At 64.2% G+C, this 17,838-nt stretch carries 18 protein-coding genes and 1 pseudogene; 5 read left to right on the forward strand and 14 right to left on the reverse strand.

Translation table 11 applies throughout. From position 1 onward, the window contains the following. Window positions 1-45: 45 nt before the first annotated feature. From cueR to rph, 4 genes are all read right to left on the reverse strand, one after another. Window positions 46-435 carry a Cu(I)-responsive transcriptional regulator gene (cueR, locus tag I6L36_RS12125; protein ID WP_010676100.1) on the reverse strand — a complete coding sequence of 130 codons (390 nt, stop codon included), beginning with the start codon at window positions 433-435 and terminating at the stop codon, window positions 46-48. Beyond that, on the reverse strand, window positions 432-2,861 hold the full coding sequence (locus tag I6L36_RS12130; RefSeq protein ID WP_216986700.1) for a heavy metal translocating P-type ATPase: 2,430 nt from the start codon (window positions 2,859-2,861) through the stop codon (window positions 432-434). The genes cueR and I6L36_RS12130 overlap by 4 nt, the downstream gene beginning before the upstream one ends. Before the next feature lie 180 nt (window positions 2,862-3,041). Next, window positions 3,042-3,695, reverse strand: coding sequence for an orotate phosphoribosyltransferase (gene pyrE / locus I6L36_RS12135; protein WP_010676102.1), 654 nt, complete (start codon window positions 3,693-3,695; stop codon window positions 3,042-3,044). Window positions 3,696-3,770: 75 nt separating this feature from the next. Continuing rightward, complete coding sequence (rph, locus tag I6L36_RS12140; protein WP_042864731.1) at window positions 3,771-4,487, reverse strand: ribonuclease PH; 717 nt, start codon at window positions 4,485-4,487, stop codon at window positions 3,771-3,773. 146 nt (window positions 4,488-4,633) lie between these two features. Here rph and I6L36_RS12145 point away from each other — a divergent pair, with 146 nt between their 5' ends. Beyond that, on the forward strand, window positions 4,634-5,497 hold the full coding sequence (locus I6L36_RS12145) for a YicC/YloC family endoribonuclease (RefSeq protein ID WP_053287987.1): 864 nt from the start codon (window positions 4,634-4,636) through the stop codon (window positions 5,495-5,497). Between the two features lie 183 nt (window positions 5,498-5,680). Here I6L36_RS12145 and I6L36_RS12150 read toward each other — a convergent pair whose 3' ends face one another. The 3 genes from I6L36_RS12150 to waaF form a co-directional block, all read right to left on the reverse strand. Beyond that, window positions 5,681-6,559 carry a DMT family transporter gene (locus tag I6L36_RS12150; protein ID WP_053287986.1) on the reverse strand — a complete coding sequence of 293 codons (879 nt, stop codon included), beginning with the start codon at window positions 6,557-6,559 and terminating at the stop codon, window positions 5,681-5,683. A gap of 111 nt (window positions 6,560-6,670) precedes the next feature. Then, complete coding sequence (waaA, locus tag I6L36_RS12155; protein WP_201921197.1) at window positions 6,671-7,939, reverse strand: lipid IV(A) 3-deoxy-D-manno-octulosonic acid transferase; 1,269 nt, start codon at window positions 7,937-7,939, stop codon at window positions 6,671-6,673. A 1-nt stretch (window position 7,940) separates the two neighbouring features. Next, window positions 7,941-9,038 carry a lipopolysaccharide heptosyltransferase II gene (waaF, locus tag I6L36_RS12160; RefSeq protein WP_010676107.1) on the reverse strand — a complete coding sequence of 366 codons (1,098 nt, stop codon included), beginning with the start codon at window positions 9,036-9,038 and terminating at the stop codon, window positions 7,941-7,943. 339 nt (window positions 9,039-9,377) lie between these two features. Between waaF and I6L36_RS12165 the strand changes: the two genes are divergently transcribed. Continuing rightward, window positions 9,378-10,154: a glycosyltransferase family 2 protein gene (locus tag I6L36_RS12165; protein WP_201921194.1), complete on the forward strand. Its 777-nt coding sequence runs from the start codon at window positions 9,378-9,380 to the stop codon at window positions 10,152-10,154. Between the two features lie 290 nt (window positions 10,155-10,444). Here I6L36_RS12165 and I6L36_RS12170 read toward each other — a convergent pair whose 3' ends face one another. Beyond that, a complete protein-coding gene (locus I6L36_RS12170; RefSeq protein WP_010676109.1) occupies window positions 10,445-11,488 on the reverse strand; it encodes a glycosyltransferase family 9 protein in 1,044 nt (347 codons plus the stop codon). Window positions 11,489-11,709: 221 nt separating this feature from the next. Between I6L36_RS12170 and coaD the strand changes: the two genes are divergently transcribed. Beyond that, window positions 11,710-12,192 carry a pantetheine-phosphate adenylyltransferase gene (gene coaD, locus I6L36_RS12175; protein WP_216986701.1) on the forward strand — a complete coding sequence of 161 codons (483 nt, stop codon included), beginning with the start codon at window positions 11,710-11,712 and terminating at the stop codon, window positions 12,190-12,192. Window positions 12,193-12,266: 74 nt separating this feature from the next. On the opposite strand, the pseudogene I6L36_RS12180 reads toward coaD, so the two are convergent. From I6L36_RS12180 to radC, 6 genes and pseudogenes are all read right to left on the reverse strand, one after another. Beyond that, a pseudogene (locus tag I6L36_RS12180) lies at window positions 12,267-13,139 on the reverse strand (VirK/YbjX family protein). A 176-nt stretch (window positions 13,140-13,315) separates the two neighbouring features. Further along, window positions 13,316-14,128, reverse strand: coding sequence for a bifunctional DNA-formamidopyrimidine glycosylase/DNA-(apurinic or apyrimidinic site) lyase (gene mutM, locus I6L36_RS12185; RefSeq protein ID WP_010676112.1), 813 nt, complete (start codon window positions 14,126-14,128; stop codon window positions 13,316-13,318). Between the two features lie 14 nt (window positions 14,129-14,142). Further along, entirely contained in the window at window positions 14,143-14,598 is a 456-nt protein-coding gene (locus tag I6L36_RS12190) for a hypothetical protein (RefSeq protein WP_053287982.1), read from the reverse strand. Between the two features lie 90 nt (window positions 14,599-14,688). Further along, a complete protein-coding gene (rpmG, locus tag I6L36_RS12195; protein ID WP_005323752.1) occupies window positions 14,689-14,856 on the reverse strand; it encodes a 50S ribosomal protein L33 in 168 nt (55 codons plus the stop codon). A gap of 11 nt (window positions 14,857-14,867) precedes the next feature. Further along, window positions 14,868-15,104 carry a 50S ribosomal protein L28 gene (gene rpmB / locus I6L36_RS12200; RefSeq protein ID WP_005307492.1) on the reverse strand — a complete coding sequence of 79 codons (237 nt, stop codon included), beginning with the start codon at window positions 15,102-15,104 and terminating at the stop codon, window positions 14,868-14,870. Window positions 15,105-15,240: 136 nt separating this feature from the next. After that, complete coding sequence (gene radC, locus I6L36_RS12205; RefSeq protein WP_216986702.1) at window positions 15,241-15,915, reverse strand: DNA repair protein RadC; 675 nt, start codon at window positions 15,913-15,915, stop codon at window positions 15,241-15,243. 147 nt (window positions 15,916-16,062) lie between these two features. Between radC and coaBC the strand changes: the two genes are divergently transcribed. Both coaBC and dut read left to right on the forward strand, forming a co-directional pair. Further along, complete coding sequence (gene coaBC, locus I6L36_RS12210; RefSeq protein WP_053287981.1) at window positions 16,063-17,265, forward strand: bifunctional phosphopantothenoylcysteine decarboxylase/phosphopantothenate--cysteine ligase CoaBC; 1,203 nt, start codon at window positions 16,063-16,065, stop codon at window positions 17,263-17,265. A gap of 76 nt (window positions 17,266-17,341) precedes the next feature. Continuing rightward, window positions 17,342-17,800 (forward strand): dUTP diphosphatase, encoded by a 459-nt coding sequence (gene dut / locus I6L36_RS12215; protein WP_010676116.1) that lies wholly within the window; start codon window positions 17,342-17,344, stop codon window positions 17,798-17,800. Window positions 17,801-17,838: the final 38 nt, after the last annotated feature.

Here is a 17,838-nt window from a genome sequence, read left to right on the forward strand (position 1 = left end):
CTCCGACAGACCCTTTTCTGCAGGGTCAAATGGCGCAGCCCTCCCTCACCCTTTCTCCAGCTCGTCGAGGATGGGGCACTGGGGATTCGCATCTCCGTGACAGCAGCTCACCACCTCCTCGAGGGCGCTGAGCATGGCTTGCAAACCGGCGATGCGGGAGCGCAGATCGACGATTTTCTCCTGGGCCAGCTTCTTCACCTGGGCACTGGTTCTGTGCTCGTCCCGATAGAGCGCCAGCAGCTCCTGACACTCCTCCAGATTGAAACCGGTCTCCCGCGCCCGCTTGACGAAGCGCAGCTCCCGCAGGGAGGCATCCGTATAACTGCGATACCCGTTATCGCTGCGCACCGGCGACGAGATGAGGCCGATGCTCTCGTAGTAGCGGATGGTCTTGGCGGTCAGGCCGGTGGCCTTGGCGACCTTGCTGATGTTCATGAATGACTCCTTTGGGATTCAGATGCACGCAGGCTGCCCGCCCGGGGCTGCCAGCGCTTCAATAACAGGGAATTGCTCAAGACGGTGATGCTGCTCAGGGCCATGGCCGCCCCCGCCAGCTCGGGGCTGAGGTAACCCAGTGCCGCCAGCGGAATGCCGATGATGTTGAACACGAAGGCCCAGAACAGGTTCTGCTGGATGGTGCGCCAGGTGGCCGCCGAGATGTCGATGGCATCGGCCACCAGCCGCGGATCAGACCGCATGAGGGTGATGGAGGCGGTCTCCATCGCCACGTCGGAGCCGGAGCCCATGGCGATACCCACATCCGCCGCCGCCAGCGCCGGGGCGTCGTTCACCCCGTCCCCCACCATGGCGACCAGCCCGCTGGTTTGCGCCCGCAGCGCCTCCACTTTCTCCACCTTGCCGGCTGGCAGCACGGAGTCAAAGGCCCCGTCCAGCCCCAGTTTGGCGGCGATATGGGCCACCGGCGCCGGCGCATCACCGCTCACCAGCCAGCTGGCGATGCCGCGCTGACGCAGGGTGGCGATGGCATCCGGACTCTCGGGGCGCAGGGTATCGGCCAGCGCCGCAATGCCAGCCACCACGCCGTCGATGGCCACCCAGACCCGGGTCGCGCCGTCGGCAGGCTGTTTATCCTGCGCGGGCACCTCAATGCCGAGCTGGGCCAGCAAAGAACCATTGCCGATGGCGACCGTATGACCGGCGACCTGACCGACAATACCGGCACCGACCCGCACCTCCACCGCCTCCGGCTGAGGCAGCGTAGTCTCCTTGCCGACCGCCTCGCGCATGGCCAGCGCCAGCGGGTGTTCGCTCGCCTGCTGCAGGGCGGCGGCAAGACGCAGCTGCTCGGCTGTGCCGCTCCAGCTCGCCAGCACGGGCCTGCCCTGAGTGAGCGTACCTGTCTTGTCGAAGATAAGCGCCTTGATGGCGTGGGCCTTCTGCAGGGTATCGACATCCTTGATCAGAATGCCGTGGCGCGCCGCCACCCCGGTACCGGTGACGATGGCCGCCGGTGTGGCCAGCCCCAGCGCACAGGGGCAGGCGATCACCAGCACGGCCACCGCCGCCAGCAGCGCCTGACCGAAGTCGTTACTGATGGCGTACCACACCGGCAGGGTGAACAGGGCGATGGCCATCACCACCGGCACGAACACGGCGGAGACCTTGTCCACCAGCTGTTGCAGCGGCGCCTTGCCCATCTGGGCGTTCTCCACCAGTGCGATGATCTTGCTGAGGCTGGAGTCCTCCCCCACCGTAGTGGCTTCAATTTCCAGCACGCCGGAGCGGTTGATGGCACCGCCCAGCACCTTGTCGCCCGCACTGCGCAGCACCGGCAGGCTCTCACCGGTGAGGATCGACTCGTCCAGCTCGCTCTCGCCGCTCACGATTTTGCCGTCCACCGGCACCCGCTCACCCACCAGCACCCGCAGCCGATCACCGCGCAGCACCTCATCGATGGCGACGCTCTGCCAACTCTCGCCACGCCAGACGGTGGCGGTTTCCGGCCGCAGCGCCATCAGTTCGCGAATGGCGGACTGGGTGCTGCGTCTGGCCCGAGCCTCCAGCAGTTTTCCCAACGAAATCAGGGTAATGATGATGGCGCTCGCCTCGAAGTAGAGTTGGCCGCTGGCAGCCATCCCCAGCGTCAACAACAGATAGAGACTGTAGAAGTAGGCGGCGCTGGTGCCGGTGGCCACCAGCACATCCATGTTGGCGGAGCGGTTCTTGATGGCAAGCCAGGCGCCGCGATAGAAGCGGGCCCCGATCCAGAACTGCACCGGGGTGGCGAGCAGCAGCTCCAGCCAGGCGGGCAGATGCCAGGGGAACAACCCGGCCATGGCCAGCATCCCCACCAGCAGCGGCAACGTCAGCAAAGTCGAGACGATGACCCGGGTTTGCGCCTGACGGGCGCTGGCGGCCTCCTGCGCTTCCCGCTCCAGCAACTGCTGGCGGCGGCCGCTGGCCGAGCCCTGCGCCAGTTGGGCGCCAAAGCCGAGGGCCTCGATCTGCTCGCGCAGGGCCGCGGGCGTCTGCATCCCGGGTACCAGCACGATCCGGGCCTGCTCGATGGAGAAGTTGACGTCGGCGGAGATGATGCCGGGCAGCGCCGCCAACATCTTGTTCAGGCGGGCCGAGCAACCGGCACAAGTCATACCGGTAATTTGAAACAGGATGGTCTCGCTGCCGTAGTCGTAACCCTGCGCCTGGATGCTCTCCAGCACCGCCGGCAAACGATCAGGGCTGGCCAGCTCGATGGCGGCTTGCTCCAGTGCGAAGTTGACGGTGGCCGATACCCCGTCGAGCTTGTTGAGGGCGGTCGTGATGCGGCCGGCGCAGTTGGCGCAGCTCATGCCGCTGAGCGGCAACTGCAAATGAATGGGTGATTGAAGATGAGTGGTCATGTTGTTCCTCCCCGGAACCCGTCGGCACCACAAAACGCCGACTGGCAAACCCTAACCTTTACTGTAAGGGCAAACTCAAGCCACATGATCCACTTTTTTCAGATGAAAAAAACGGCGCCCGTTTGCTGCCAGAGAACAAACGGGCGCCGCCTTCAACTATTGCGCGGTATACGCGGCGACTCAGATACCGTACTGGGCGCGGTAAGCCTTCATGGCGGCCAGTTGCGCCGCCAGCTCCGGCTGTTCGGCCTGCTTCTCTTCCAGATACTGGATCAAGTCGCTCATCTGGATGATGGCGATGATGTGAGCGCCGTAGTCACGCTCCACTTCCTGAATGGCGGAGAGCTCGCCCTTGCCCTTCTCCTGACGGTCCAGCGCGATCAGCACGCCAGCCAGGGAGGCGCCGTTGGCCTGGATCAGATCCATGGATTCGCGGATGGCGGTGCCGGCAGTGATGACATCGTCCACCAGCATGATGCGCCCCTTGAGCGGGCTGCCCACCAGATTGCCGCCCTCGCCGTGATCCTTTGCCTCCTTGCGGTTGAAGCACCAGGGCACGTCCACGTCGTGCTGCTCCACCAGTTGCACGGCGGTGGCGGAGGCGATGGGGATCCCCTTGTAGGCCGGGCCAAACAGCACATCAAACTCGATACCGGCATCCATCAGGGCGGCGGCATAGAAGCGGCCGAGACGGGCCAGATCGCGGCCGCTGTTGAACAGGCCGGCGTTGAAGAAGTAGGGGCTTTTACGACCGGATTTCAGGGTAAATTCACCGAATTTGAGGACCTGTTTCTCCAGGGCGAACTCGATAAATTGACGCTGGTAGGCTTTCATTCTGGCTCCTTGCTTGGCTTGTCGTTGTCTTGTGTGGGGGTATAAAAAAACGCGGTCAATGCCGCGTTTTTAAAATCATGCAAGTGACTGCTTCTGCAGCGCAATAATGTCGGCAATACCGCCCTTGGCCAGCGCCAGCATGGCCAGCAGCTCCTCGTGGGTGAAGGGTTCGGCCTCCGCGGTGCCCTGCACCTCGATGATGCGACCATCTTCGGTCATCACCACGTTCATGTCGGTCTCGGCGGCGGAGTCTTCGATGTACTCCAGATCGCAGATGGCTTCCCCTTCATACATACCGACGGAGACGGCCGCGATCATCTGCTTGAGCGGGCTCTGTTTGATCAGCCCCTTCTCCACCATCCAGTTCAGCGCATCCACCAGCGCCACACAGGCACCGGTGATGGCGGCGGTACGGGTACCTCCGTCGGCTTGCAACACGTCGCAGTCAACGGTAATGGTGTGCTCGCCCAGAGCGCTCAAGTCTACCGCCGCGCGCAGGGAGCGGGCGATCAGACGGGAGATCTCCAGGGTGCGGCCGCTCTGCTTGCCGGAGGCCGCTTCGCGGTTCATCCGGGAGTGGGTGGAGCGCGGCAGCATGCCGTACTCGGCAGTGACCCACCCCTGCCCCTTGCCTTTGAGGAAGCGCGGCACGCTGGTGTCGACGCTGGCGGTGCAGAGCACACGGGTATGGCCGAATTCCACCAGCACGGACCCTTCAGCATGCTTGGTGAAGTGGCGGGTGATGGTTACCGGACGCACCTGGGCGGCGCTGCGATCGCTGGGACGGGACATGGGACTGACCTCTGGGCTGGCTGAATTGGCGCAGGAGTATAAGTGATCCCAGCCCAAATATCAGCCGCTAAAACCACGCTGTCGGCTGACGGAGCAGGGCTGGCTGAGTATACTGGCCCCACACTTCATCAAGCCCGGAACAATCAATGATTCACAGCATGACCGCCTACGCCCGCAAGGAACTCAAGGGCGACTGGGGCACAGCCGTTTGGGAAATTCGTTCGGTCAACCAGCGCTATCTGGAGACCTACATTCGCCTGCCGGAACAACTGCGCAGCCTGGAGCCGGTTCTGCGTGAGCGCTTCCGCGCCAAGCTGCAGCGCGGCAAGGTGGAGTGCAACCTGCGTTTCGAGGCCGCGCAAGCCGCTGCCAGCCAGCTGCACATCAATGAAGAGCTGGCCAAGCTCATCATCGACAGCGCCAACTGGGTAATGAAGGAAGCGGGCCAGGGCCAGCTCAACCCGGTCGACGTGCTGCGCTGGCCGGGCGTGATGGCTGCCGCCGAGCAGGACATGGATGCGGTTGCCACCGAGCTGCTGGGCGGATTTGACCTGACCATGGAAGATTTCCTCGCCTCACGCGCCAGCGAAGGGGCCAACCTCAAGGCGCTGATCGAACAGCGTCTGGCCGGCATCCAGGTAGAAGTGAAGAAGGTGCGCGAGCACCTGCCGCAGATCATCGAGTGGCAGCGCCAGAAGCTCACCGACCGGCTGGCCGAAGCCAAGGTGGAGCTGGACCCGGCCCGCATCGAGCAGGAGATCGTGCTGCTGGCCCAGAAGATCGACGTGGCCGAAGAGCTGGATCGCCTGGAGATGCACATCAGCGAAACCAACAAGATCATGAAGAAGGGTGGCGCCTGTGGCCGTCGTCTCGACTTCATGATGCAAGAGTTCAACCGCGAGTCGAACACCCTCGGTTCCAAGTCCATCAACGCCGAGGTGACCCAGTCCGCCGTCGAGTTGAAAGTGCTCATCGAGCAGATGCGCGAGCAGATCCAGAACATCGAGTGATCTCCCTCATCGATGCACCAGCCCCCGCCACCCGGGGGCTTTTTTATGCTCGTTTCCCGCAGCGCTCAGCCGCTTGACTGATGGCAACCCCTAGCAAAGGGAGCCCGACATGTACCATCACGCAAAGAGGGTCTGCCATGCAGACCCTCTCCTTCTTTTCTATGCATCCCCCACCCGCGCAGGCTAGACCGGTGACTTCAGCCTTCGGCTGCGCAGCAGCAGGGGAAGCTGGTAGAGCACCAGGGCGCCCAGCACCAGGCCGGCGCCGGCCAGCTTGGCGGAGCCCAGGGGTTCGTCATAGAAGAGGGTGCTCAGGATAAGAGTCCAGACCGGTTCGAGCAGCATCAGCAGGGCGGCGTGGGCCGTGGTCATCCGGCTCAGGGCGTGGGTGAGCAGCCAGTAGCGCAATGTGGTGGCGATCAGGACGCTGGCCGCAAACCAGCCCCAGATACCAGTGCCGATGCTGGCGGGCCACTGCTCGGTCAGCAGGGAGAGCAGGGTGCCGAGCAGTCCGGTCACCGCCAACTGGATGCAGGTGAGCCAGGTAGGGGGGATGGACTGGGCGAAATGGCGGTGCACCGCGAGCTGGACCCCCAGGGTGGCGGCCGCCGCCAGAAACCAGAACAGGGAGAGCGACACACCCCAGTGGGTGCTGCTGGAGAGCAACAGCAGACCCGCGACGGCCACGGGCAGAGTCAACCAGTAGTGGCGGCCGGGTCTGGCCTTGAAGGCGGCCCAGGCGGCGAGCGGCGCCATCAGGGTGGCCACGCTCATGATGAAGGCGCCGCTGCCGAGCGCATCGCTCTGGCTGATGGCGGTAACCCAGAACAGCAGGCTGGCCCCGAGCAAGGTGCCGCACCCGGCGGCACGCAGCAGTTGTGAGCCACTGGGGGGCGGCTCGCGCAACCAGGCGAGCGGCAACAGCAGCAGGGCGGCCAGCAGGAAGCGGCTGCCGATAAAGGCGGCGGTGGGCAGTTCACGAATCGCCTCTTTCGAGAAGAGCCAGCCAGCGGCGGCCAGCAGGGTGACCAGTATCATCAACAGCAGGGGAGCGCGGTTCATCGGAGCATCACAGGGTCAGGGGCAAAGGGCAGAGCATAAAGGAAAGAGGCGCGGATTGTCTCCCGGGGTTTGGCAGACATGCTGGCGGGGCGGCCACCACGCCGCCCCGCCTCAGTCGTCACTTTCCAGGCTGGCGAGGCAATGGGAGAGGGTGCGCGCCAGCGCCCCCTGATTGCGCAGCACCACGGCGCGGGCCTGCTCCCCCATCTCGCGGCGAGCAGGGGCATCGCCGAGCAGGGTACTCACCCGGTGGCCGAGCGCCTCGGCGTCCGCCACCACGGCCGCGCCACCCTGGGCCACCAGCTGGCGGGTGATGTCGCTGAAGTTGAAATAGACGGGGCCGGTCAAGCAGGGTTTGCCCAGCGCCGCCGGTTCCAGCAGGTTGTGACCGCCCACGGGCACCAGGCTGCCACCGACAAAGGCGAGATCCGCCGCCGCCAGCATCAGCGGCAGCTCGCCCATGGTGTCACCCAGGTAGATCTTGTCGCTCTCGCCGACCGCACTGCCCGCCGTGCGCCGCACGCAACCGTAGGGGGCGCACAGCTCGGCCACCCGATCGAAACGCTCGGGATGGCGCGGCACCAGGATCAGCAGGGCGGAGGGGTGGGCCTTGAGCACCCGATCAAAGGCAGCCAGCACCAGCTCGTCTTCCCCCTGGTGGGTACTGGCGGCGATCCAGACAGGTCGTGCCTCCCCCAGTTGCTGGCGCAGGGCACGGCCCCTGGCCTGCACCTCGTCGCCAAACTGGATGTCGAACTTGATGGAGCCGGTCACCGCCAGCCGGTTGCGCCCTATCCCCAGCCGATGGAAGCGATCCGCATCGTCCTGATGCTGGCACAGCAGGTGGGTCAGCGGGCGGCTCAGGGCATCGAATGCGCCCTGGAAGCGACCATAGCGCTGACAGGATCGCTCCGAGAGGCGGGCATTGAGGATGGTCACCGGCAGGTGGCGTGCCTCGCAGGCCGCCAGCCAGTTCGGCCACAGCTCTGTCTCCATCACCCAGAGGGCGCGGGGCTTGACGGTGCTCAGAAACGCCGAGACGGCCCAGGGGTAGTCGAGAGGCGCATAGCGATGCACCACCAGATCCCCAAGCTTGGCTGCCTGTTCGGCGCCGGTGCGGGTGGTGGTGGTGAGCAGGATGGGCAGCTCGGGGCGCTCGGCCTTGAGGGCGCGGATGAAGGAGGTGATGGCCAGGGTCTCCCCCACGCTCACCGCATGGATCCAGAGGGGAGCCTCCTGTCCGGTCGGCGGCAATCGTCCCAGATGCTCGGCCCAGCGCGCCCCGAAGCCGGGCTTGCCTTTTTTGGGCTTGTAGAGCGCCAGCAACGCCAGGGGCAACCCCAGGTGGATCAGCAGGTTGTAGAGCAACCGGTAGATCATGCTAGCTATTACCTGGTTCAGCAGCAGAGGATTCCACCGGCTGCCGCACTATGGTCAGATCTGCCGTTTCACCACGCTCCAGCCGATTTCCCGCCTCGATGACCTGTTCCGGCATCAGCTCGATCAGGCACTTGAGGTGGCCGAACTTGCAGGTGCGCTTGAAGCAGGGGCGGCACTCGATGTCGGTGTGGACGATCTCGACCCTGTCCGCCAGCGGTGGGGTATAGAGGGGCGAGGTGGAGCCGTAGACGCCGATCAGCGGCCGGTTGAGGGCGGCCGCCACGTGCATCAGGCCCGAGTCGTTGGCGATGACCCGACCGGCCAGCGCCATCAGATCGATCGCCTCGTGCAGGCTGGTCTTGCCCGCCAGCACGTGGCAGTTGGGGCGCGACAGGGGGTTGATCCGATCGCGGATGGTGTTGGCCACGTCCACGTCCTTGCCCGAGCCGAAGATCCACACCTGCCACCCCTCGTCGAGGTGCTTTTGCGCCACCACGGCGTAATGCCCCTCCGGCCAACGTTTGGCCGGGCCGAACTCGGCCCCCGGACAGAGTACCAGCACAGGGCGGGCACGATTCAGGCCGAGCCGCTCCAGCGCCTTGCCCTGGTTGATGAGATCCACGTGCAGGGAGGGATGGGGAATAGCGGGAATGTCGTCCCGACTCTTCATCTGCCCCTTGGGGTAGGCCAGAGCCACATAGCCTTCCACCATCAGCGGGAAGGCCTGCTTGTTGCTGCGCATGTCGTTGAGCAGACCGAAGCGGTGCTCCCCCTTCCAGCCGGTGCGCACCGGGATCCTGGCAAACCAGGGGATGAGGGCCGACTTCATGGAGTTGGGCTGGATGATGGCCTGATCGTACTGCTCGGCGGCCAACTGCTTGCCAAGGCGGCGGCGTGCCCCCAGCTTGAAGTCACCGTGGCCAAGCGGCATGGGGATGGCCTTGTCCACCTCGGGCATGCGCTCCAGCAGCGCAACGCACCAGGCCGGCGCCATCACATGGAGCTCGCTGCCCGGGTGGTTGCTCTTGAGCGCCTTGTAGAGGCTCTGGGACATCACCATGTCGCCGACCCAGGAGGGGCCGATCACCAATATCTTCATCGCGCGTCTTCTCTCGGGACTGGCCCGGCTGTTGATCGTTACTGGGCGAGATTATGCCCCAAGAAAGGCCGAAGAAATAACAGAAGATACCCGTCTGCTCCCGCAAAACGCCTACCTGGCAGGATCTGCTCCCCCGCGCATCCCTCATGAGGCCCTCTTCCACCCGGACACGGCGTGCCCTGGGCCACCAACTGCCGGGTAGCAGAGATCTCCCTTCCCCCGCATTCAAAAGCGGGCCCACCGGGCCCTCGGGTCATGCCCCGCGCGGGGTTTTAGGCTAGAATGGGCGCCAATCCGAGCATGACCCGCCCGCCGGGTGCCAACAAGAGTCCCTTGCCTGTGAAAAAACCGACCCTGGCGGCCGTCCTGATCGTCAAGAACGAAGCCGACAACCTGCGCGCCTGCCTCGCCTCCCTCGAAGGCCTGGCGGATGAAATCGTCATTCTCGACTCCGGCAGTCAGGATGACACCCCGGCCATCGCCGCCGAATTTGGCGCCCGCTTCTTCGTCAACACCACCTGGCCCGGTTTCGGCCGTCAGCGCCGCCTCGCCCAGTCCCATGTCCAGTCGGAATGGGTGCTGTGGCTGGACGCGGACGAGCGGCTCACCCCGGAACTCAGGGAAGCCATCCAGGGGGTCATGGCCAACCCGGCCAGCGACACCATCTACTCCATCCCGCGCCTCTCCTGGGTGTTCGGCCGCTTCATCCGCCACAGCGGCTGGTACCCGGATCGGGTGCTGCGCCTCTACCCCAAGGCGCTGACCGGCTACAACGAGGCGCTGGTACACGAGAAGGTGGAGGTGCGCGCCAACATGAAGATCGTCAACCTGCAGGGCGACCTCCTCCACTACACCTACCGGGATCTGGAACACTACCTGGTCAAATCCGCCGGCTACGCCCGCGCATGGGCCGATCAGTGCACCGCCCGCGGCAAGAAGGGATCCCTCGGCCAGGGGCTGGTCCACGCCGTCGGCTGCTTCCTCAAGATGTACCTGCTCAAGGCCGGTTTCCTCGACGGCAAGCAGGGCCTGCTGCTGGCCATCCTCTCCGCCCACTCCACCTTCGTCAAATACGCCGATCTCTGGGTTCGCCAGCAGCCCCAGCAGCCGAAATAGGGCATCGCGCCTCAAACATCGCATTAATCACTCACCCCTTGTTCCAGCGGAACAAGGGGCAAACCCTGTTGCCATGGAGCGGGAGCAGCCCTCGCGGGGCCGCTCACGGCGCAAACCCGGGCGCCACGGACGAAAACTGGCCGCAATAAGCCGAATGCATGGATATTGGCAACATGACCCGACTCCGGCTTATACCGACAGGTTTCCCCTGCCCGGGGCCCGGGCCGGCCCGTCAAGGGGCTGATGGGGACCACGCCCGGTAGGCTGGTCTGTATGTTCTATGTGCGCTCTCAGCGCTCGGCGCGCCAGAAGGGCGGCGCCCAGCGGGCGATCTCTGCCGCCATGGCCTTGGGATCGAGTTGGCTCATGTCCTCCGGGTGGTCGCTGTCTTCCGGCGGGCTGAAGGGCAGATGGCGCCCCTCGCCGTTGAGCGGCCGCCAGCGCAGCGGCGTCGCCGAACGGTGTGCCGGGAAGAAACCGACGGTCGGCACGTCCATGGCCGCGGCGATGTGCAGGGGCCCAGTGCTGCCCGCCACGAACAGGGCGGCGTTGGCCATCACCTGGCAGAACTTCGGCAGCCCCTCGTCGGAGCGATAGATCCAGCCGTTGCCCCCATGGGCCAGCAGTTCCGCCGCCAACTGCTCCGCCTTCCCCTCCTCCCCCGGCCCTGCCGTCAACACGCACTGCAACTCGGGACAGGCCTGGTTGAGCTTGATGATGAGGCGCGAGTACTGCTCGATGGAGAGGTTGTTGGCCGAGCCGCCGCTGCCCGCATGCACCATCAGCCAGGGGCGGCTGGCGTCGAGCCTGAGACGGGCGGCGACCTGCTCGCGCACCTGCAGCAGGCTCTCGGGGTCGAAGCCGAGGTAGGGTCCTTGTGGCTCCACCACGGTCTGATGCTGATCGGCGAGGAAGCGGCGCACCAGATCCAGGTTGTATTCGTACTCCGGCTTCTGGGAGCGGGAGCGGCGCTGCACCAGGCGCTGGTTGTAGAGCACCTGGGCCAGCTTGGTGGCCGGGGCCAGCCGGTAGGGAATGTGCGCCTTCCACACCAGCTTGGCATTGCGGGTGTTGGAGAAGAGGCAGATGGAGGCATCGAAGGCGGCCGCCTTGATGCGCGCCAGCAGGGCGCGTTGCTGCTCCTTGTCGGCCCGGGCACCCGGATCCAGGATGATCTCGTCGATCCAGGGGCAGAGGCGGGCCAAGGGCGCCGTGTAGGCGGGAACCAGGGCAGTCACATGACACTCCATGGAGCGCTTGAGCATGGCAAAGCTCGGCCACGCCAGCATGAAGTCACCAATCTTGTCATTGCGGACTACCAGAATACGTTTCATAAAAAATCCCTATGCTCCCTGTCACCAGCGAAGGAGGCTTGATGCGCGATGCGGGTATTCTTGCCTGATGCAGGGCGATTCTCAAGCGAAGACGCCACGGGGCTCCGATTTGTGCGACCCCGGCCGCCGATCAGCGCCCGAAATCCGCGCCATCCCGGTCGCGACAAACCGGCAACAGCCCCTATAATGCGACCAGTTTTCCGGTTTCAGGAATCAGCAGCATGACCAACAAGGTAATCTATCCCGGCACCTTCGATCCCATCACCAACGGCCATACCGATCTCATTGGCCGCGCCGCCAGACTGTTCGACGAGGTGGTGGTCGGAGTGGCCAACAGCCCGAGCAAACGGCCGCTGTTCGATCTCGAGGAGCGCGTTCAGCTGGCCAGGCAGGTGACGGCTCACCTGCCCAACGTCAAGGTGGTGGGCTTCTCCGGCCTGCTGGTGGATTTTGCCAGGGAGGAGCAGGCCAACGTGCTGATCCGCGGCCTGCGCGCCGTCTCCGACTTCGAATACGAGTTCCAGCTCGCCAACATGAACCGTCGCCTGATGCCCACCCTGGAGAGCGTCTTCCTCACCCCGGCGGAGGAGAACTCCTTCATCTCCTCCACCCTGGTGAAGGAGGTGGCGCTGCACGGAGGTGACATCCACCAATTCGTCGACCCCCTGGTGGCTCAGGCCATTGCCGCCAAGCAGCAGCGCTAATCCCCTCCCCTGATGGGCAGAAACGAACAAGGGCTACCCGCGGGTAGCCCTGGTTGCATCAACGCACTGCACGCCTAGCTGTGGGCAAACTGCTGGCGGATCGCCAGCTCCAGCTGATCGAGCCACTCGTAACGGCGCCGGTACATGGCCCGCTTCTTGGAGGCGATCTCCTCCAGCGGCTTGCGCACAACGGGTTGCAGCCGCACGAAGTTGGCGTCCTGATCGAGGGCGCCAAACTCCTGCCACAGCTCGTCGTAGTCCGCCTGCAGGCAGGCTTTCTTCTTCTTGCTGTACCGTCTTGCCTGGAAGATGTGGGCCTCCATGCGCACCGCACAGACCCGGTGGGCGCCCATGGCCCCGGCCAGCGCCATCACCAGCATCACCACCAGCGACTTGGGTCTCAGACCCTGACCCGCCCGGGTCAATGCCCGCACCTGCTCCTGGGGCTGCTCGACACAGGGCTCTGGCCCCTGCACCGACCCGATCACCAGGGCCAACTCCTGTTCGTTGCCCGCCAGGGAGAAGGCACAGCTGTAGAGTCGCTACCCCCGCGCGTTGACGATGGAGAGCGCCAGCTCCGCCTCCCGGCGGAAGGTGCCGTCGTGACGCAGCACGATGCGCCAGCCGCCATCGGGATAATGGCCCAGCACTATCCCCTCCCCCAGATAGAGCGGGTCGATGAGCTCGGGGTAGAGGCCCAGCAGCAGGCGGTAGTGATCCTCCACCATCTTGACCCGCTGGTTCACCGTCGAGCAGGCGAAGCGATAGGGGCGCATCGGCTTGTCGAGCAGCTCGGGGTGGCGGGCGGGAAGCGCCCGCAGGGGGGCGCTCTGGAACAGCTCGAACACCCGGTTCAACTGCGCACGGTAGAGCAGACTGCGCAGCAAAAACTTGCCGCGATTGAAGGTCTTGCGGGCGCTGTCTTCGGGATAGAGGAAGCGGGCCATATCGTGGGCACAATAGTGCCCCTGCCGGGATAAATGTTCCCAGTCTATTGATTTAGCTGTCATTTTATTACCTCGCAGCCTGAACTGGCGAGATAGTAGTCATGGGCTGACGCCGCTTCAACAGACCGGAAATACTCTCTTACAACTTGGCCGGTTCCGGCTCAAAAATCCCACTTTCAGCGTTGGCAGTGGGAGCAGAACACCGTGGTTCGCTGGCCCATCTTCACTTCGGTGAGCAGGGTGTGGCAGTGGAAACAGGGCTGGCCGCCACGGCCGTAAACCTGCAGCTGCTGCACGAAATAGCCCGGCTTGCCGTCGGCGCTGGTGAAATCCTTGAGGGTGGTGCCTCCCTGGCGAATGGCTTCGGCCAGCACCCGCTTGATCTCGCTCACCAGGGTGCCCAGCCGCTCGGCGCTGATGTTGCCCGCCGCCCGCCTTGGATGAATGCCGGCGGCATAGAGCGCCTCGTTGGCGTAGATGTTGCCCACCCCGACCACCACGTGGTTGTCCATCAGGAACTGCTTGATGGCGGTGCTGCGCCCCTTCGCCCTCTCCCGCAGGTAATCGGCATGGAAGGCATCGGTGAGGGGTTCCGGCCCCAGCTTGGCGAGCAGGGCATGGGCCTCGGCCGGTTCGCGGGTCCACAGCAGGGCGCCAAAACGGCGCGGATCGTTGAGCCGCAGCAGCTTGCCGTTGGCCAGCTCGATATCCACGTGATCGTGCTTCTCGGCCGGGGTGCCGATGTCCAGCACCCGCAGGCTGCCGGACATCCCGAGATGGAGGATGGCGGTGCCGAAGTCGGTCTCCAGCAACAGGTATTTGGCGCGGCGGCTGACCCGGTGGATGACGAGATCCACCAGCTCCTGGATCTCGCCGGGCACGGGCCAGCGCAAGCGGCCGTCCCGCACCACCACGCGGGTCACCTTGATGCCGGTAAGCCAGGGGGAGATGCCCTGGCGGCTGACTTCGACTTCCGGTAATTCAGGCATGGGCGATCTCTCGTTCAGGGAATGGGACGCATCAGGTCACGGTATTGCGCCTGACTCAGGCTGAGCCAGGTCGAGGAGGGCAGCAGAGCGGCAAACTTGCCGTCGTCCTGATAGAGCCCGACTTCCACCGGATCGCTCTGTCCGGCGATCCAGATCTTGAGGGTCACCGGGGTGCCGCGCACGGGCTCGCCGGGGGGCAGCAGCCAGCCTTGCCACATCTCGATGCGGGCCGCCAGCTGGGCGCTGCCAAGCCCCAGATCCGGCACGCTGCGCCAGCCCTGGCCGATACGCTCTATCTGCCAGCTCGGCCCCTGCCAGGTCAGCACCACGGTGCTCTCCGGCAACAGCGGACGCACGCGTTTGGCACTGTTCTCCTGCTGGGCCTGCTCCAGTCGGTGCAACAGGGTAATGACGATCAACACGACCACGATGATCACGTTGTTCCAGCCTTTGCGGCTCAGTTTGAACATGGCTAGCCTCCCTTCGAATCGGCAGTGTACTGAATTCCAGCCATAAAAAAACCCGGCACGAGGCCGGGTTTTTGCAGCGAAACCAAGTAATTACTTGATTTTGCCTTCTTTGTAGATCACATGCTGACGAATCACGGGATCAAATTTCTTGATCTCCATTTTTTCGGGCATGGTGCGCTTGTTCTTGGTAGTGGTATAGAAGTGACCAGTACCGGCGCTGGAGTTCAGGCGAATCTTATCGCGAATACCTTTAGCCATGATCTAATTCCTTATACCTTAACGCCGCTGGCACGCAGTTCAGCCAGAACCACTTCAACGCCGCGCTTGTCGATGATACGCATGCCTTTTGCGGATACGCGCAGGCTCACGAAGCGTTTTTCACTCTCAACCCAGAAACGGTGAGTGTGCAGGTTCGGCAGGAAACGACGCTTGGTAGCGTTGTTAGCGTGCGAACGGTTGTTACCAACTGCCGGGCGCTTGCCGGTTACTTGGCATACTCTAGACATGTCAGTCTCTCCAAATCTTACTTCATTGCTCGAGCAAATATCTGCCCCGCTGGCCTTCGATTGCGGGGCAAACAGAAGGCGGCATTTTATACAGCATCCGTGATCAAAGATCAACTAATACAGTGCCAGAGCCCAGTCACAACCAACCACGCTCTGCGAAAGAAACCGTGATGCCATCACCGATCACCAGGTGATCAAGCACTCTGATATCGACCAGGGCCAGGGCGGCCAGGATCCGATCCGTGATCTGGCGGTCCGCCCGACTGGGCTCGGCCACGCCGGACGAGTGATTATGCGCCAGAATCACGGCGGCTGCATTATGTTTGAGCGCGATCTGCACGATTTCTCTGGGCCAGACGCTCGCCGAGTCGAGGGTGCCGTAAAAAAGTTCGACAAACCGGATGACCCTGTGCTGGTTGTCGAGCAGCAGCAGGGCGAACACCTCCCTCCCCCGATCCCGCAACTGGGCTTGCAGAAAGTCACGGGTAAGCCCGGGCGAGGTGAGCGCCTCTCCCCGTTGCAACTGTTCGGCCAGATGGCGCCGCCCCATCTCCAGTACCGCCTGCAACTGGGCATACTTGGCAGGTCCCAGCCCGTGAGCGCCACAAAAATCCTGCTGCTCGGCTCCCAGCAGTGCCCGCAGGGAACCAAACTGCTGCAACAACTGGCGGGAGAGATCCACCGCACTCAACCCACTGACCCCGGTGCGCAAGAAGATGGCCAGCAGTTCGGCATCGGAGAGCGTCGCCGCCCCTCGGCGCAGCAGCTTTTCCCTCGGGCGCTCCTCTTCCGGCCACTCCTTGATGCTCATTTGTCTCTCCCTCATGGCTATTGAGAGAAAACATAGCAAAGAATCCCGCGAGCCCGACCACAACTCCCCCATGTCAGCCTCTGTCGCCACCCATTGCCTGTGCTATCTTAGCCGACCAGTCAGAGTGAGCCGGAAGAGATGCAGCAGATGAGATTGGCCGATAAACGCATCCTGTTGGGTGTCAGTGGCGGGATCGCCGCCTACAAGAGTGCCGAACTGGTACGTCGCCTGAAAGATCAGGGGGCCGAGGTGCGAGTGGTGATGACCCGCTCCGCCAAGGAGTTCATCACCCCGCTGACCCTGCAAGCCGTCTCAGGCCACCCGGTGGCCGACAGTCTGCTCGACCCGGCTGCCGAGGCGGGCATGGGCCACATCGAGCTGGCCAAGTGGGCCGATCTGGTGCTGATCGCCCCCGCCAGCGCCAACCTGATGGCCCGCATGGCCGCCGGCATGGCGGACGAGCTGCTCACCACCCTCTGCCTTGCCACCCCGGCGACTATCGCCCTGGCGCCAGCCATGAACCAGCAGATGTACCGCAACGCCGCCACCCAGGCCAACCTCCAGACCCTCGCCGAGCGCGGCATTCAGCTGTGGGGGCCGGATTCCGGCAGCCAGGCCTGCGGCGACGTGGGCCCGGGCCGGATGCTGGATCCCCTGGAACTGGTGGAACGCTGCTGCCAGCAGCTCGCCGCCGAACCGCTCCTGGCAGGCGTCAGGCTGCTGCTCACCGCCGGGCCGACCCGCGAGGCGCTCGATCCGGTGCGCTATATCAGCAACCACAGCTCCGGCAAGATGGGCTACGCCATCGCCCGCGCCGCGCGCGAAGCGGGCGCGGAGGTGACCCTGGTGAGCGGCCCGGTGGCACTGACCACCCCGGCCGGCGTTACCCGCATCGATGTGGAGAGTGCCCTGCAGATGCACGAAGCAGTGATGAGCCGGGTCGGTGAGTGCGACCTCTTTATCGGCTGCGCTGCAGTCGCCGACTACCGTCCCGCCCAGGTGGCCGAGCAAAAGATCAAGAAGACCAGCGACAACGACCAGATGCAGCTGACCCTGGTCAAAAACCCCGACATCATCGCCGATGTGGGGGCGTTGTCAGACAAACCCTTCACCGTCGGATTTGCCGCCGAAACCGTGGATGTGGAACAATACGCCCTCGACAAACTTCGACGTAAGCGGCTGGACATGATCGCAGCCAACGATGTGTCCCGTGCAGGCCAGGGCTTCAATGCCGATGACAACGCCCTGACCGTCTTCTGGCAAGGGGGTCAAGCCGCCCTGCCCCTGGCCGATAAGCTGACGCTCGCCCGTCATCTTGTCGCCCTGATTGCACGCCATTATCGACCCTGAGCCCATTGAACATGCCGGGAGCCCCAGGCTCCTGCAGTACCACCCGATCGCCAGGCGATCCAATTGAAAAAGATTCATGACGACACAAATTGAACTGAAAATCCTGGATGCCCGCATCGGCACCGACTTCCCGCTGCCCGCCTACGCCACACCGGGCTCCGCTGGCATGGACTTGCGCGCCCTGCTGGATGCCCCGCTGACCCTGGCCCCGGGCGACACCACGCTGGTGCCGACCGGGCTGGCCATTCACATCCAGGATCCGGGTCTGTGCGCCACCATCCTGCCCCGCTCCGGCCTCGGCCATAAGCACGGCATCGTGCTGGGCAACCTGGTCGGCCTCATCGACTCCGACTACCAGGGTCAGTTGATGGTCTCGGTCTGGAACCGTGGCAACGACAGCTTCACCATGCAGCCTGGCGAGCGCATCGCCCAGCTGGTGATCCTGCCGGTGGTACAGGCCAGCTTCCAGCTGGTCGACGAATTCAATCAGAGTGAACGGGGTGAAGGCGGGTTTGGTTCTTCTGGTCGCCAATAACAAGACCACACGGCCCCCTGGGGCACGTGCCAAATAAT

The sequence above is a fragment of the Aeromonas sp. FDAARGOS 1406 genome (assembly GCF_019048565.1).
Classification (GTDB): Bacteria; Pseudomonadota; Gammaproteobacteria; order Enterobacterales; family Aeromonadaceae; genus Aeromonas; species Aeromonas caviae.